The 17,130-nt window shown below is 65.9% G+C and carries 5 protein-coding genes and 1 tRNA gene; 5 read left to right on the top strand and 1 reads right to left on the bottom strand.

Going from position 1 to position 17,130, the window contains the following annotated elements:
- Nucleotides 1–7: 7 nt before the first annotated feature.
- Nucleotides 8–658 carry a GntR family transcriptional regulator gene (locus V6N00_RS04075; protein ID WP_334230815.1) on the bottom strand — a complete coding sequence of 217 codons (651 nt, stop codon included), beginning with the start codon at nucleotides 656–658 and terminating at the stop codon, nucleotides 8–10.
- A 159-nt stretch (nucleotides 659–817) separates the two neighbouring features.
- Between V6N00_RS04075 and V6N00_RS04070 the strand changes: the two genes are divergently transcribed.
- From V6N00_RS04070 to V6N00_RS04050, 5 genes are all read left to right on the top strand, one after another.
- Nucleotides 818–891 (top strand) — tRNA-Pro (locus V6N00_RS04070).
- A 152-nt stretch (nucleotides 892–1,043) separates the two neighbouring features.
- Nucleotides 1,044–3,977, top strand: a complete 2,934-nt coding sequence (locus V6N00_RS04065) for a helicase-related protein (protein WP_334230814.1) — start codon at nucleotides 1,044–1,046, stop codon at nucleotides 3,975–3,977.
- Nucleotide 3,978: 1 nt separating this feature from the next.
- Complete coding sequence (locus tag V6N00_RS04060; protein WP_334230813.1) at nucleotides 3,979–8,556, top strand: Eco57I restriction-modification methylase domain-containing protein; 4,578 nt, start codon at nucleotides 3,979–3,981, stop codon at nucleotides 8,554–8,556.
- Nucleotides 8,556–14,909, top strand: coding sequence for a DEAD/DEAH box helicase (locus tag V6N00_RS04055; RefSeq protein WP_334230812.1), 6,354 nt, complete (start codon nucleotides 8,556–8,558; stop codon nucleotides 14,907–14,909). The genes V6N00_RS04060 and V6N00_RS04055 overlap by 1 nt, the downstream gene beginning before the upstream one ends.
- Nucleotides 14,909–17,122 (top strand): 3'-5' exonuclease, encoded by a 2,214-nt coding sequence (locus V6N00_RS04050; protein WP_334230811.1) that lies wholly within the window; start codon nucleotides 14,909–14,911, stop codon nucleotides 17,120–17,122. The genes V6N00_RS04055 and V6N00_RS04050 overlap by 1 nt, the downstream gene beginning before the upstream one ends.
- Nucleotides 17,123–17,130: the final 8 nt, after the last annotated feature.

The raw sequence follows: 17,130 nt of genomic DNA, 5'->3' as shown, positions 1-17,130 counted from the left end.
GGTCGCGTCAGGTGGCGCGGTTCTCCCGGACGTGCCGGCGGAGCAGGGCGGCGAAGGCGTCCGGATCGCGGTCGGCGATGGCCCGGGTGAGCGCCTCGTGCTGCTCGAGCAGTAAGTGCGGGGCGCCGTCGTACCGGTGGACGGTCGTGGCGGTCATCCGGCGCTGGCGGTCCTGCAGGGTGCCATAGAAGGCGGTGAGGATCCCGTTGTTGCCACTGGCGGCGACGCGCTGGTGGAAGTCGACGTCGGCGCGGGCGAACGCCTCGGCGTCCCGGGTGTTGAGTGCGTCGCGCTGCCGCTCGAGGATCCCGGTCAGGTCCTCGGCCAGGGCGGCCGCGTCGTCGGAGGCCGCGGAGGCGGTGTGGACGGCGGCGGTCTCGACGAGCAGCCGCGCTTCGAGGACCTCGCGGTCCTCGTCGGGGGAAACCGGCCGGACCAGCGCGCCGCGCTTGGGGTAGAGCGTCATCCAGCCTTCGGCCTGCAGCCGGAGGAAGGCCTCGCGGACGGGGGTGCGGCTGAGTTGCAGGTCGGCGGCGAACTCACCCTCGCTGACCAGGGCTCCGCCGGCGAGGGTACCGTCGAGGATCCGCTCGCGGATGACGGCGTAGGCGCGATCGGCCGCCGTCTCGCTGGGTTGCACACTGGTCCGCCTACTCACCGATCCAGCATAGATACAAGTCGTATGGATGGACAACGTGTCGCCCATCACCGGCGGGAGCGCCGAAGCCGATTCAGCCCGTGTCGGTTCGGCGGTGGGCCGCGCTTACGGTAGTCTGGAGCGGTTGCTTCGGCGGGTACTGGTGACTCGTTGGAGCTACGGGATGTGGCGCAGCTTGGTAGCGCACTTGACTGGGGGTCAAGGGGTCGCAGGTTCAAATCCTGTCATCCCGACGTTTTCGTCGAGAATGTGCGGCAATAGCCCTACGGTGACGTAGGGCTATTGCTATCTCTTCACCTCTCGAGTCATCAACGTGTGGGGGCACGGTTGCAACCGGACCAAACGGTCGCGATTCGCCTCCTGGCATCTAGCGAGGAGAAGCTGCTTGTCCGTTCCGACACGTGAGGTCAACAGCGCGTCCGACCTCAACGTCGCCCCAGGCTCAATGGTGCACGTCCGGGACGAGCACTGGCTTGTCACCGGCGTTGAGCAGACTAGTGATGGCGTTCTCGTCAGGGTCCGCGGGCTCAGCGAGCTCGTCCGGGACACGGACGCCGCCTTCTTCAAGAGCCTCGACGACGAGATGCACGTCGTCGACCCGGCCAAGGCAATTCCCAAAGCGGACGCGTCCCCCAACTACCGCCGCGCGCGCCTCTGGCTCGAGTCCACCCTCCGCAAGACTCCGATCCCGCAGGATCACCTCGGCCTCACCGTCTCCGCCCGCATGCTCGCCGACGACCTCGAGTACCAGCGCATCGCCGTCGCCCGCGCCCTGGACCCCAGCAACCTCCGCCCGAGGATCCTCATCGCAGACGCTGTCGGCCTCGGCAAGACTCTCGAGATCGGCATGATCCTCAGCGAGCTGTCCCGCCGCGGCCGCGCGGAGCGCGTTCTTATCGTTACGCCGAGGCACGTCCTCGAGCAGATGCAGCACGAGCTGTGGTGCCGCTTCGCGCTCCCGTTCGTGCGCCTGGATTCGATCGGCATTCAGAAGGTTCGTCAGATCCTCCCGGCCACCCGCAACCCGTTCACCTACTTCAAGCGCGCCATCATCTCGATCGACACGCTTAAGTCCGCGCGCTACAAAGCCCACCTGAACAAGATGCGCTGGGACGCCGTCGTCATCGACGAATCCCACAACCTCACCAATGCCGGCACGCTCAACAACGAGCTCGCCCGGATCCTCGCCCCGAACACCGAGGCCCTCATCCTCGCCTCCGCGACGCCCCACAACGGCCGCCAGGAGTCGTTCGCGGAGCTCATCCGTCTCTTGGACCCCACAGCCATCCGCCCGGACGGCAGCTTCAACCCCGAGGACATCCAGCGGCTGATCATCCGCCGACACCGCCACAGCCCGGAGGTGGCGAACGAGGTAGGTGCCAACTGGGCCGAACGTCTTGAACCGGACAACCGCCTCATCAAAGCGAGCCCAGCCGAGAACGCCGTGGCCCAGGAGATCGCTGACGCGTGGCTTTACCCGCAGAACGGCTCAAGCCCCTATGCCGGAGCCAACAGCTCGCTTTTCCCCTGGACCCTCGCCAAGGCGTTCCTCTCGAGCCCCGCCGCGCTCCTCGAATCCGTCAAGGAGCGCCTTCGCAAGGTCGAGGACCCGACGCTCCCGGCGGAGCACAAGGAGCGCGAGGCCCTCGAACGCCTCAGGAATCTTACCGAGGAGTCCCTCAAGAAGCCCTCGGCCAAGTACCAGGAACTCGCGCTTTACCTCAAGAACATCGGTGTCGGCCCCCGTTCCGGAACACGGGCAGTCGTCTTCGCCGAACGCGTCCCCACCCTCCGCTGGCTCGCGCAGCACCTTCCCAGGGACCTCGGCCTCAAGCCGGAGAACGTTCGTATCCTCCACGGCGGCCTCAGCGACGTCGAGCAGCAGGAAATCGTCGAGAGCTTCAAGCAGGAGGCCTCGCCCATCCGCGTCCTCGTCACTGGCGATGTCGCTTCCGAGGGCGTGAACCTGCACAGCCAGTGCCACCACCTCATCCACTTCGACATCCCGTGGTCCCTCATCCGCATCGAGCAGCGCAACGGCCGCATCGACCGCTACGGTCAGAAGCACAGCCCCCAGATCACCACGCTCCTGCTCCAACCGGACCACGAGAGGTTCGCCGGCGACCTTCGCGTCCTCACTCGCCTCATGGAGCGCGAGCACGAGGCCCACGGTGCCCTCAACGACGTCGGGTCCCTCATGGGCCAGCACAGCGTCAAGGCAGAGGAGGACGAGATCCTCAATGTCCTCGCGGGCAAGAAGACCGAGCAGCAGGTGATCCGCGACGTCGAGGACGTCAAGGACAACCAGGAGCTCGAACCGGACGACTTCGGCTTCTTCGACACCTTCTGGGAGCAGCTGGAGACGGACGACGCCGAGGACGCACCTCGGGTGCCGACTGACACCGGCGCTGGACTCTACTCAAGCGAACTCGAGTACCTTGACGACGCCCTCCGCGAAGCGTTCGTCAAGCCCGAAGAGCCGCCAGCGAACGGCGGCGGGGGAGGCGTTGCCTGGAAGGTCCATCACCAGCACCAGATCGCCGAGCTGGAGCCGCCGCGCGACCTCCAGCAGCGCCTCGCCCACCTCCCGCAGAGCTACATCGCCGATCGCAAGGTGACGGAGAAGCTCAAACTCGCCATCAGCCTCGAGAAGGGAAAGGCAGAGCTCGACGCGGCCAAGAACGCCATCCCGGCGAAGGGCGAGAAGGCCACCACCTGGCCCGAGGCCCACTTCCTCGGCCCGCTCCACCCCGTCCTCGAATGGGCCAGCGACCGCGCTCTGGCGTCGATGGCCGGCAACGAGGTCCCCGTGGTCCGTGGAAGGGTCGAGGAACCGACCGTCCTTCTCATGGGCACGCTGATGAATCACCGTGGCCAGGTGGTCTCACGCGCGTTCTTCGCCACGCAGGGCGGAGAGGCCTGCTTCCCCGAGCAAGTCGAGAGCCTGGCCAACCTCTTGGAGGAGATCGGCTTCACCGAGAAGACCATCAACACGGGTCCAGTCGCGGACGCAGCGCAGTACACGCGCTACATCGCCCGTGCGGTCGCCAACACCCGGGGCTCCTTGGACCTCACCTTCGAAGCCGCCGCCAAGGCCGCGGAGGGCCGCCTCGCCACCTGGCACGGCCGGGCGGACGCATGGAGCGAGACCAACGGTCAGGCCATCATCCCCGGCATGAGCAGGGCCCTCGTCAAGGAGAACCGCCAGCGCGTGCAGCAGGACCAGGAGATCGTCGCTTACCTTGCACCGGAGCGCAGCCTCGTGAGGCCGCTCCTCGTCGTCGTGCCCCTCAACACCCCCGCGGAAGGAGAGCGCTGAGATGCCCTCGTTCGATTCATTCGTTGTCGGCGAGGACTTCGTCAGCGAGCACTACTTCACCACGGACACCACCAAGGCGGGAGAGTCGTTCCAGTCCGAGGTCCTCAAGCTCCGCAAGCAGTGGGACGAGGCCGCCAAGGACGGCGAGACCTCGCCCCTCGAACGCCTCCGCAAAGCCCGAGGCCATCTCCAGATCAGTCTCGCCGCACTCGCCGAGGAGCCCGAGAACGCCACCCGCACCTACCGGGAGCTCCGCGAGGCCCTCGGCTTCCACGGCCCGAGCACCACGTTCAAGACAGAGCGCAGCGGCGCCGAGCTCCTCGCCCACAACGTCTGGTCGAGCCCCAACAACGAGATCCTCTTCGTCGAAGCGAAGCCCGCAGACTCCCTCGAGGATGCCCTCTCCAAGGATCGCGGCGAGCTCCTCCAGAAGGCCGTCGTGGACGACAAGGAGGCCAACTACTCGGCCAGCAAGCTCATCTCCGAGCTCTACCAGGCCGACGTGAAGCCGCAGTTCATCGTGCTCATGGCCGGCCGCTGGCTCATCCTCACCGAGGCGGAGCGCTGGGCCGAGGGCCGATACCTCGCCGCAGATGCGCTGCTCGCCGTCGAACGCAACGACACCAAGCGAGGCGGCGAGCTCGACCGTCTCCTGGCGATTTTCGGCCCGGACTCCCTCTACCCGGACGCGAGTGAGCATATCGCCTGGAATGCCATCCTCGAGGCGTCCGTCAAGCACACCGTCGGCGTCTCCAAAGACCTCCGCGAGGGCATCCGCCTCTCCATCGAGATCATCGCCAACGACGTCCTCGAACGCCGCACCGCCAAGGGCCTGAGCAATGACGGCGTGGACGGCCAAGGCCTTGCCCGTCAGTCCCTGCGCTTCCTCTACCGGATCCTGTTCCTCCTCTACGCGGAGGCGTCCCCGGAGATGGGCGTCATCCCTGTGGGCGACGAGCGCTACGACCAGGGCTACGGACTGGACCGCATCCGCGAGCTCGTGCTCAACCCACTCACGTCCGAGCGCGCCAAGCATGGCACTCACCTCTATGAGTCCCTCAACCGCCTCTTCACGCTCGTCAACGGTGGCCACCATCCGGCCGACCCTGAGGACGCCCTCACGTTCGAGAACCTTGAAGCGGACCTCTTCTCCAAGAAGGCGACCGAGGGCATCGACGAGGTCAAGCTCAGCAACGCCGCCCTGCAGAAGGTCCTCGAGCACCTCCTGCTGAGCAAGGAAGCCCGCGGCAAAGACCGCGGCTTCATCTCCTACGCGGAGCTCGGCGTCAACCAGCTCGGCGCAGTCTATGAGGGCCTCATGTCCTACACCGGCTTCATCGCCAAGGAGGACCTGTACGAGGTCGCGAAGGACGGCGACGCGTCGAAGGGCTCATGGGTGGTGCCCGTCCAGCGGTCGGCGGACATCGAGCAGAAGCACTTCGTCACGTACGAGGACGAGCTCACCGGCGAGTCCAAGCCCGTCCTCCACGAGGAGGGCTCGTTCGTGTTTCGTCTCGCTGGGCGGGAGCGGCAGCAGTCGGCCTCGTACTACACGCCTGAGGTCCTGACGAAGTTCGTCGTCTCGCAGGCCCTCGAGGAGCTCCTCGACCAGGACGGCACGACCACCCCCGCGGATGACATCCTCAAGCTCACCGTCTGCGAGCCCGCCCTCGGTTCCGGCGCCTTCGCCATAGAGGCCGTCCGACAGCTCGCCGACGAGTACCTCAAGCGCAAGCAGGAGGAGCTCGACGTCCGCATCGCGGCCGACGAGTACCCGGTCGAGCTGCAGAAGGTGAAGGCGCAGATCGCCCTGCATCAGGTCCACGGCGTGGACCTCAACGCGACGGCGGTAGAGCTCGCCGAAGTGTCGCTCTGGCTCGACACCATGGTGAAGGGCCTGCAGGCGCCCTGGTTCGGTTTGCGGCTACGCCGGGGCAACTCGCTGATCGGTGCTCGCCGCGCCACGTATTCGGTCGCACAGATCAAGGACAAGTCGTGGCTGACGTCGGCGCCGTACGACGCTCCCCTCAGTGGCCTGGTCGCCGCGCTAGAAGCGGACGACGACGATCCTGCCGTGAGCGGCCGGGTTCACCATTTCCTACTCCCGGCTCAGGGATGGGGAGCGGCGTCCGACGCCAAGGAGGTCAAGGACCTCGCTGGGGACGCCCAGAAGGCTCTCGGCAGTTGGCGCAAGTCCGTGCGCGTGAAGCCGACCAAGCCGCAGCTCGACAGGTTCCTGAATCTGTCACGACGGGTCGAATCACTCTGGAAGCTGACCCTCCGCCGCTTTGAGATCGCGGAGCGGGAAGCACGTAGGGACATCGACTTTTTTGGAAAGCCCGCGCCAGCGGTTCAGCGAGTCGAATGCAGCCGCCCCGTCAGCCGGTGGGAGATCGAGCGCACCATCAACGACGCGAACGGTGCCTACCAGCGTCTCCGGCGCGTCATGAATGCGTGGAACGCGCTCTGGTTCTGGCCCCTTACCAACCGCGCGACTGACGGCGCCCTTCCTCCGACCATCAATCAATGGGTCGACGCACTCGAGGGGATCCTGGGCCATCAGGGCAGGGACTCCAAGATGGCCGGGCAGCGCACGCTCGGAGCCGGAGCGAATTGGGACGAGCTCAACGAGGCCGAGCATGCCGACCTCCAGTTCGCCCTCGCCGCCGACATCGACGCGGTCTTGGCCGCTCATCCATGGCTCCGCCTATGCGAGCGGATCGCGGCGGATCAGGGCTTCTTCCATTGGGAGCTCGACTTCGCCTCAGTGTTTGGACGCGGAGGGTTCGACCTTCAGGTCGGGAACCCGCCGTGGGTCCGGCCCGATTGGGACGAGAAAGCGACGTTCGCAGAGTTCGATCCATGGTGGCAGCTCGCAGAGAAGCCCACTCAGAAGGCGATCGGAGTAAAGAAGGCGGAAGCGATCGCCGATCCGGAATATCAAGAGTTTATGTGCTATCAGGCAGCCACAATTGCAGGCGTGCGAGATTCAATCAGCGATCAAGTAAACTACCCAGTCATTGCGGGTCTGCGACCGGACCTTTACCGGGTGTTCATGGAACGTGTTTGGCGATCGACATCTAATCGTGGAACGGCCGCTCTTCTGCACCCCGAGTCGCACTTCACCGAGAAGAAAGCCGCCCTGCTCCGTGCAGAGACTTATCGGCGGCTGCGACGCCACTGGCAGTTCATCAACGAGCTTTCACTCTTTGAAATCCACCACCTCGTTTCCTATGGCGTACATGTTTACGGACGACGCCGCGTGGTTCCCTCCTTCAAGATGGCCGCGTCTTTGTACCATCCGGACACGGTAGCGCGGTCCCTCGTCCATGACGGCTCTGGAGAGGTGCCAGGTCTCAAGGACGATGAGGGTAATTGGGACCAGCGACCGCACAGCGATCGAATCATTGACGTCGACGAAACAGTTCTGGCCGTATGGGCCGACATCCTCGATGAGCCGGGCACACCCCCGGTCCAAGCGCGCATGGTGTATCCGGTCAACCGAGCTAGCTCCAGAGTGCTCGAGAAGCTCAGCAAGGCCCCCCGGGTGCGCGAGCTCGGTCTTCAATACTCGAGCGGCTGGAACGAGACCACCGACCGCAAGAAGGGCTACTTCGAGGTCGGATCAGCGGTTCCGACCTCATGGGACGACGTGATCCTCCAGGGACCCCACTTCACGGTGGCCAACCCCTTCGCGAAGCAGCCCAATCCAACGATGAAGAATAACCTCGACTGGACTGAGATCGACCTTGAGGCCCTGCCAGAAGACTTCATCCCGCGCACGAGCTATCAGCGCGATGTCGCAGATGTGGATTACGATGCTGCGTACGGTCGATGGCTTTCGTCGGATGGTGAGCCAGTGCCGGTTCGTCATGGATACAGAATTGTCTGGCGACAAATGGCATCCGTCACTGGTCAGAGGACCGTGCACACCTCAATCATTCCTCCCGGAACAACCCACATTTCGTTTGCCGCCGGAGGAGTGGGCGCACGTGAACTGGCATGCATTTCAGGCCTTTGGAGTTCCATCGTCGTTGATTTCTTGGTCAAGACCACAGGTATCGCAAACCTGCACGTGTCGTTCATGGACAGGCTCCCTGGGCTAGTCCGCGGTAAATTGAGTCCAGAAGTCTGTGAGCGCGTGGCCCGACTTGTCTGTGTCACGAGAGCGTACGAAGATTTCTGGATCGATATTATGGGCGTACCTTGGGATTCTAGCGTTGTATCTCGCATTGCGCGGGATCGCCGCGAGCTGATGGTCGAACTCGATGCACTTGCGGCGCTGACCTTTGATCTCAGTATCGACGAACTTTCCGGTATCTATCGCGCCCAGTTCCCCGTGTTGATGGGCTACGAACGGACGGACTTGTACGATGCGAACGGGCGCAAGGTGCCTGGGGAGATGAACAAGCTCTATCGCCAGCGCAGTGAGGATCTGACGCTTGCCGAGCGGACATGGACCCATCCGCAAAGCGGCGTCGAGAATGTCTTCGAGTTCCCCTTCGTCTCGTACGACCGTGAAGAGGACATGCGCAGGGCTTATTCGCACTTCGAGAAGCTGCTCGCGGAGACGAGCTGATGGCCGTCCTCCTTCCCACTCAACAGGCCGAAGTCCTCCAGACTGGGCTCATCGACTACTTGTCGACCACGTTTGCCCTGACGGATCGCGAGGCGCGCAGCGGGCTGCAGGCCTTCCTGGAGGACTCGAACGATGGGATCTTCAAGGGGCCTTTCGTCCGTCTGCGACTGCCGTTCGAGCCCGCCTCAGACGGTTGGCGAGAGAGTCTTGATTGGTACAATGGATTCACCCCCTACGGGCACCAGGCCCGGGCGTTCGAGCGGCTGACTTCTAAGGTTTCGACAGGCTCAACCAGCGGAATTAGAAGGCCGGAACCAACGCTTGTCACGACCGGCACGGGCTCTGGTAAGACCGAATCGTTCCTGTACCCGATTCTCGACCACGTCCTCAGGGCCAGGGCCGCCGGGATCACGGGGATGAAGGCGCTCATCCTCTATCCGATGAACGCCCTCGCCAACGATCAGGCACAGCGCCTCGCCCGAGCGCTCACCGGGAACCCCGAATTGGGCGGCATCAGTGCAGGCATCTACACCGGCCAGCGCGGCGTCCAGAAGCGCACCACCGTATCCGCCGCAGGCCTGATCAACTCGCGCGAGATCTTCCGCAGCGAAGCCCCGGACATTCTCCTGACCAACTACAAGATGCTGGACATGCTCCTCCTTCGCGACGATGACGCTCCCATCTGGGAGCAGTCCGCGACCTCGCTCCAGTACTTGGTCCTCGACGAGTTCCACACCTACGACGGTGCCCAGGGCACCGACGTCACCATGCTCCTCCGCCGGCTCGGCCTCACCCTCAAGAGCCACTGGCCCGTCGATCTCGGCACCGTCCCGTTCGGACCGACCGAAGAGGACCGGACCCGTCCGCTCGGCCGCATCACTCCCGTCGCCACCTCGGCCACCCTCGGAGCCAAGGGCGAGTCCGAACCCATGCTCCGATTCGCCGAGACCGTCTTCGGCGAGACCTTCTCCGACGATGCGGTCGTCACCGAATCCCGCCTGAGCATCGACAGCTGGGCCGGCGCCGAGCAACCAGGCACTCCAGAGGAACTCGCGCGCGTCGCCGCTGGTCTTGAGGAGACCACCAAGCTCATCGAGGCCGCCCTCTTCGCCGGCGTCGAAGACCCGAACGCCGTCATCGTCGAGCACGTCAGCAGACTCCTTTTCGGCGGCCAGCCCGAGAACCTCCTCGAAGCCGTTCGCACCCACCCCCTCACCCGCGCCGTGCTGCGCGAGACGAGCGACGCCGTCGCCCTCGAGGTCCTCGCCGAGCGGGTCCTCGGCGAGTTCAACGCGACCGGCGGCCCACGCCGGCGAGCCTCGCTCGCCGATCGGCACACCGAGTTCATGGCGCACTTCCTCGCCCTCCTGAGCCACGTCCGCGCCCAGCACGGCCGTGAGGCCGTCTCCGTCGATACACACCTTTGGGTCCGCGAGCTCTCCCGCATCGACAAGTCCGTGGACGCCGAGCACCGCTACCGGTGGAATGACGACGGTCCGCACACGGACCAGACCCTCCATCTCCCGGCCATCTACTGCCGCCACTGCGGCCGTTCCGGGTGGGGCGCCGTCCTCGGCCCCACCGGCGCCGACCTCGAGAACGACGACTCGAAGATCCGCCGCGAGGCCGCCACCGGCAACCCGCGCTTCCGCGCGCTCATCCATGCCCCCAACGAGGACGCCCACCGCGCCGAGACCCGCAGCGTGGCGGATGGGCTCCGCTGGCTCGACACCGTCAACCGCACCGTCCTCGCCGAGCCGCCCGCCGAGGACAGCGCTGAGGCCCACGAGGGCCGGATCGTGCCCGTGCTCATGCTCTTGGGCCAGGACGCCGACGACCAGTCCAAGGAGGAGTGCTGCCCGGCCTGCCAGACCAAGGACGGCATCCGCTTCCTCGGCAGCGCCATCGCCACCATGCTCTCGGTGAGCATCTCTAACCTCTTCGGCGCCGACGGCCTCGACTCGGGCGAGAAGAAGGCCCTCGTCTTCACCGACAGCGTCCAGGACGCCGCCCACCGCGCCGGCTTCGTCCAGGCACGTTCGCACATCCTCACACTGCGCTCGGCGTTCCGGAACGCACTCGAGATCGCCGCGCCCGGTGGGGGAGCGGCCGCGCTTCAGGAGACGGTCGACGCCGCCCTCGTCGACGCCACCACCCCTGTCCGCAAATACCAGCTCATCGCCCCCGACTACGCCGACCGCCCCCAGTTCAAGGCCTACTGGGACCCCGCCTCCGCGGCCCGAGAGCGCCTGCGCGCCACCCGCAACGCGCAGAAGCGCGTCCTCTTCGACGCCTCGATCGAGTTCGGCCTCCAGTCCCGCCTCGGCCGCACCCTCGAGCTCACCGGCGCCATCGTGGCCGAGACCGACGCGGGGTCGCCCGCCGCGATGCTCGCCGCCGCCCGCACAGCCCTCGAGGCGATGCCGGGCACGCTCGGCTTGGAGGGCGATGTGACGGACGACGGCGCGTTGCTCGCCTGGGTGCGTGGCGTCGTCGAACGCGTCCGGACTCAGGGCGGGATCCGCCACAAGTGGCTTGAGAGCTACATGGCCGCCGCCGGCGCGAGGAACCAGCGCTGGCAGATCTGGGGCGGTCGGCGCCGCAGCGAGGGCATGCCGGCGTTCCCGCGCGGCCGCTCGGCTCCCGCCTTCCCGCGCCTCGGCGGGGGAGACCCGGGCGAGATGGACCCCATCGCGAGCACCCAGAGCTGGTACACCCGCTGGACCGCCCGCTGCCTCAAGCTCCCCGCAGCCGACGCCACGTACGTGGCCAAGGCGCTCTTCGGCCAGCTCGAAGAGCAGGGCGTCCTCGAGTCGGTCACCGCCAAGGACGGCGCCACCGTCTTCGCCCTGCCCACGGACCGGATTCTGCTGCAGGCACCGCAGGGAGAGGACGTCGGTGCTGGCAGGCACTTCCTCGCGTGCAGCGTGTGCCGGGCCGTGACTCCAGGCACACGGCGCGCGGTCGATGAGTTCGACGGCGCTCCCTGCACCTACGTTCGCTGCCCCGGGCGGCTCGTGCGCCAGGCGGAGGAGGACAACTTCTACCGCAAGCTCTACGCGACCCGCGAGCCCAAGCGCGTGGTCGCCAGCGAGCACACATCGCTCCTGCCGGACGAGGTGCGGCTGAAGATCGAGGACCAGTTCAAGTCCTCGGCACAGCTTCCGGACGCGCCCAACGTGCTCGTCGCGACGCCGACGCTCGAGATGGGCATCGACATCGGCGACCTCTCCTGTGTCATGCTCGCGTCGCTGCCCACGTCTGTGTCCTCCTACCTCCAGCGGGTGGGCCGGGCAGGACGCCTGACGGGCAACTCGCTCGTCCTCGCCTACGCCCGCGGCCGGGGCGAGCACCTGCCCAAGCTCCACGACCCGCTCTCCGTGATCAACGGCGAGGTACGCCCGCCAGCTACGTTTCTCGACGCCGAGGAGATCCTCCAGCGCCAGTACCTCGCCCATCTCGTGGACCGCTTTGCGCGCGACGTCGGGCGGCCGCACCCGCGCAAGGCCTCCGCCGCGCTCGGGCACGACAAACCGGGCTCGTTCCTCGGCGGCCTCATCGCCGCCGCGCACGAGCACGCCGACGAGTACCTGGGCGAGTTCCTCGGGCAGTTCGGGACCTCGCTGTCGCCGGCCAGCCGGGACCGGCTTCGGGAGTGGGCCACCCCGCGCGAGGACGGTTCGAGTGAGCTCGCCGAGCACGCCGTGCGGGCAGCACGGCTCTGGGCGGCCGATTGCGCCGAGCTCCAGGCCCGGATCGACGAGATCGAGAAGACCCTCCCCGAGCTGCGGGCGATGGCCGAGCACAACGGCGCCGACGACGAAGCGAAGCGCGCGCCCAAGTCCGCCGAGGCGACCCAGAGGATGCTGCGCGGGCAGCTCTTCGACCTCCGGGGCGAGTACTGGATCTCGGTGCTGGAGAAGTACGGCATCCTGCCGAACTACACCCTGCTCGACGATTCGGTGAACTTCGACATCGGAGTGACGACGCAGGACGCCGAGTCCCTCGAGTACCACACCGAGACCATCTCGCTCCAGCGTGGCGCCGCGATCGCCATCAACGAGCTCGCGCCGGGCGCCACGTTCTACTCGCGCGGCCTCGAGGTGAAGATCGACGCCGTGGACCTCGGCCCCCAGCAGAGCCACGTCCAGCGCTGGCAGGTCTGCCCGGAGTGCGGCTGGGTCAACACCGACGCCGGGAACGAGGGCGGCCTCGTCAAGGCCTGCGGCCGGTGCAAGCTCGCCGGGATCGCGGACGTGAGCCAGCAATTCGACGTCGTCATCATGAAGAAGGTCTCAGCCGAGGTGCGCCGCGACGAGGCGGCGATCGGCGACCGCAACGACCAGCGCGTCAAGGAACGGTTCAACACCGTCCTGGCCGCGGACATCGATCCCGAGCACGTCACGGACGAGTGGTTCCTCAAGGGCTTCGAGTTCGGCGCCAAGTACGCGAACCGCGTGCAGCTGCGCTGGCTCAACCTCGGGCGTGCCTCGGTGAACGCCGCGCCGCGGCTGATCGCGGGCAACGAGGCGAAGGCCCCGCTGTTCAGAGTGTGCTCATACTGCGGCAAGCTTGACTTGGGCGCCAAGTCCAACACCCCCGAGGAACACCGTTTTTGGTGCAAGAACCGAAAGTCCTCCGACGAGCACATCGCCGAGCTGGCGTTGGCTCGGGTACTCAATACCCAGGGCGTCGCCATCCGACTACCTGCCGGGCGGGTGCTGGGCGACGATTTCGCCCTTCCAAGCCTCACGGCCGCACTGCTGCTCGGGCTGCGGGAAGTGATCGGCGGCTCGCCGGATCACATCGCCGCTGTGCCCATCAACGAGCCAGCCGATGGCGGTACCGCCGTTTCCCTACTCCTGCACGACAAGGTCCCCGGCGGTACGGGCTACCTCGCCGAATTCGCCGAGCCGGAGAAGGTTTGGAAGCTGCTGCACGCCGCGTGGGACGTGGTGCGGAACTGCGAATGCCGTCACGAGGAACGACTCGCCTGCCACCGCTGTCTGCTGCCGTTCGCCCCGCCGTGGCAGGTCGAGCACGTCGCGCGCGTGACAGCGGAGCGAGTCCTGCGGAACATCCTTGCCGGCAAGGACGGCGCAGTGGACGACGGCGAGCCCTCCTTCAGTGACTGGGAGGTTACCGACGTACCGCCCGTCGCGGTGGACGTCGAGTCGCATCTCGAGGTCAAGTTCCGCAAGGCGCTCGTGGACCGGTTGTCGAAGTACGGTGCACACATCAAGGTGACTCCGGGCATCCGCGCCGACAAGATCGAGTTCCGGCTCCCCGGGGCGAAACACATCTGGTGGCTCGAGCCCCAGACCGACATCCAGGGCACCCGGCCGGATTTCGTGCTCTCCACCGCCGATCCGAACACCCCGCGCATCGCGATCTATACCGACGGGTACCAGTTCCACGCGTCGCCTGAGCACAACCGCATGGGCGACGACGCCGCGAAACGCGCGGCACTGCGGGACATCGGCGTCATCCCATGGGCCGTCACATGGGAGGACATCGACGCCTTCGCGGAGACGGGCGCTGTTCGTGCCTCGCCGTGGTTCAACCAGAAGGCTGCCGCTCTCGTCCAAGGCGGGAAGACACCGTTGAAGCCCACGCTGCTCGCGGCACTCCACCAGGACGCGGTCTCCCAGCTGTGGCAGTGGATCCAGGATCCCGACGTCGATGGTTGGGCGGATCTCTCCGACGCCGTGCCGCTGTTCGCGACGGGCAACGCTCACCGCTTCAAGGGAGCTGTGCTCGAGCTCGCAGAGTACGCCCGCGCTAGCCTCGACGATCGGGCCGCGGCACCCGTTGCTGGACCGAATCCTTGCTGGGCCTACTCGGATGGTCCGCTGCGCTTCATTTCTGGCGCGACCTCGAGCGCGATGGCGAGCACCGCCGTCGTGCTCCTCCTCGATTCTCGGGAGGAAGCCGTCGCGCAGGCGGGCTATCACGAGGTATGGCGCGAATGGTTACGGCTCAGCAACTTGCTCGCATTCAAGCGTGTCGCGCCAGTGATCGGCGCGGTGACCCTGGCTCAGCCTGAGACTCCCGCCGTCGTGGAGCCGGGCGCCTTCGGCAAGCACCTCTCGCCCGAGTGGCAGGAGCTGCTGGAGCTCGCGACATCCGCTGAGAAGGACGTCTTGCTGGCACTGTCAGAGATGGACGGACTCCCTGTGCCCGAGCTCGGTTATGAGCTGCCGGACGGGACGCCGATCGACATCGCGTGGCCCGCGCAGCGAGTCGCGGTGGTGCTGGCCAAGGAGAACCCGGAACTGCCAGCCGGCTGGGTGTCAGTGGGATTTGATATTGAAGGAATCGGACACGCGGTCGGGACGAAGGAGAGCAACTGATGGCATCGGTGACCCTTGCAAAAGGCGCCCCGGCGGCGGATGGGTCGATCAACGGAAAGATCTTTGCGTTCCTGCAAAAACTGCAGAATGACGACACCACGCCGGGACTGCATATCGAGCCCATCAAGAACTCGGAAGACTCGCGGGTACGCACCGGCCGGGTCGACCTGCAGTTCCGGGCGGTGCTGTTCAAGGTCGTTGTTGGCGGGGAGCCGCACTACTTGTACATGGGCACGTGGAATCACGACGATGCCATCAAAGTTGCCCAGACCTCCACCTTCACACTGAATCCCGTGACCGGCATTTCTGAGCTCGTACGGACGGCGCCGGAGCCGCGCGGAGGCAACCAGCCTGCCGTCGTGCTCCAGGAGCCGAAAGAGGTCCCGAGCCCGGTGTGGACAAGCGGCCTCGCGCAGGCCGGGTACACCGCGGAGTACTTGCTCGAAGAGCTCGGTATCCCCGAAAGCACCGGTTCGGCCGCGATCGGCGCCGCGTCGGTAGAGTCGTTCGAAGCCGTGGTGACGGACGAGACCGTTCCAGAGTGGCAAGGGCTCGCGCTCATTGACCTCGAGGCGGGGAAGCCCCTCGTGGCAGTCAAGGAAAATCTGGGGATCGGCACGTACGTGGACGATCCACACAAGTCTGAGGATGAGAAACTCCTCGAGGGCCTGAGCCATCCTGCAGCGAAGCTCGAGTTCACCTATGCCGCGGGCTCCGAGGAGCTCCAGTACGTCATTGACAACGAGAGCTTCCAGGACTGGCTCGTGTTCCTGCACCCGGCGCAGGAGCAGTATGCAGTGAAAGACCGGAGCGGCGCGTTCCGTTTGTCCGGTGGCGCGGGCACGGGCAAGACGGTCGTGGCGATTCACCGGGCTCGGCATCTCGCAGACGAGTATCCCGATTCGCGGATCCTCCTGACGACGTTCACCAAGACCCTCGCCGAGAACCTTGCGCAGAACCTCGGCCGCCTCGATCCAGGGCTGAAGCAGAGCGATAAGGTCGACGACGCCTCGGTGACTGTCGCAGGTATCGACTCCGTTGCAGCACAGGTGTGGTCCAAGGCCGGCGATGTTGAGCAGAAGGCGGCGCTCGAACGCGTCCTCGGAGTGTCCGAGGCCGAGACGAAGAACCGTTCCGGCGGCGCTGAATGGGACGAGGCACTCGCCCAAGTGGACCACAAGCTCGAGCCCTCGCTGGCCAACGGTTCATTTCTAGGGCAGGAGTACCTGTCGATCGTCCTAGCCAACGCCGTGACGGACCGCGACGGATACCTGACCGTATCGCGCGCTGGGCGGGGGACCCCCCTTAATCGAATGAAGCGCGTCGAGGTCTGGAAGGTCATCGAGGCGTATCGGAGGATCTGCCGCTCCAAGGGAGCTGTGAGTTACCCAGAACTCGCCGCGCTGGCCGCAGCGGCGCTCGACGTTTCGGCCGTTCGTCCGTTCGATCATGTAATCGTGGACGAGGCACAGGATTTCCATGCAGGGCACTGGCTTCTGCTCCGAGCCCTCGTGGCACCCGGCGCAAACGACCTCTTCATCGCCGAGGATTCGCACCAGCGGATCTATGGGCAGAAAGTCCCGCTCAGCCGGTTCGGCATCCAGATCGTTGGGCGTTCGCGCCGGCTCACGCTGAACTACCGGACGACGGCGCAGAACCTCGCCTTCGCGGTGGGCCTGCTCTCCGGTGTTCCCTTCACCGATCTGGAAGATGAGGAGGAGAAGTCCTCGGATTACTCGTCGGCGCGCAGTGGCCCGAAGCCGAGGCTCGAGGCCGAGCCTTCGCTTTCGGCGGAGCTCGACAGCACCGCCGAGTGGATCAGAGCCTGGACCGGCGAGGACGGGCTGGCGCCGGAGAACATCGGGATCCTTGCCCGGGCCGGGAAGCAAGTTGACCTCCTGGTCAGCGGGCTACTCGACCGCGGCATCACGGCCCAGAAGGTTGTCAGTGACAAGGAAATTCACCCTGGCGACCCCGTCGTGATGACGATGCACCGCGCTAAGGGCATGGAGTTCGCCAAAGTCATTCTCTTCGGAGTGGGCGAAGACAATATGCCCATGCAATGGGCGCTTAGGAACCTGGGCGAGTCTGAAAAGGCGGATGCGCTCCTGCAGGAAAGGTCTCTGCTCTATGTTGCGGCCACCCGAGCTCGCGATGAGCTTGTGGTGTCGTGGAGCGGTAAGCCATCGGAGCTCTTGCAGTTGAAAGGCTGATCGTAAAC

This window comes from Tersicoccus mangrovi, assembly GCF_036881825.1.
Lineage (GTDB): Bacteria > Actinomycetota > Actinomycetes > Actinomycetales > Micrococcaceae > Tersicoccus > Tersicoccus mangrovi.
This window is presented reverse-complemented; position numbering and strand designations above follow the sequence as displayed.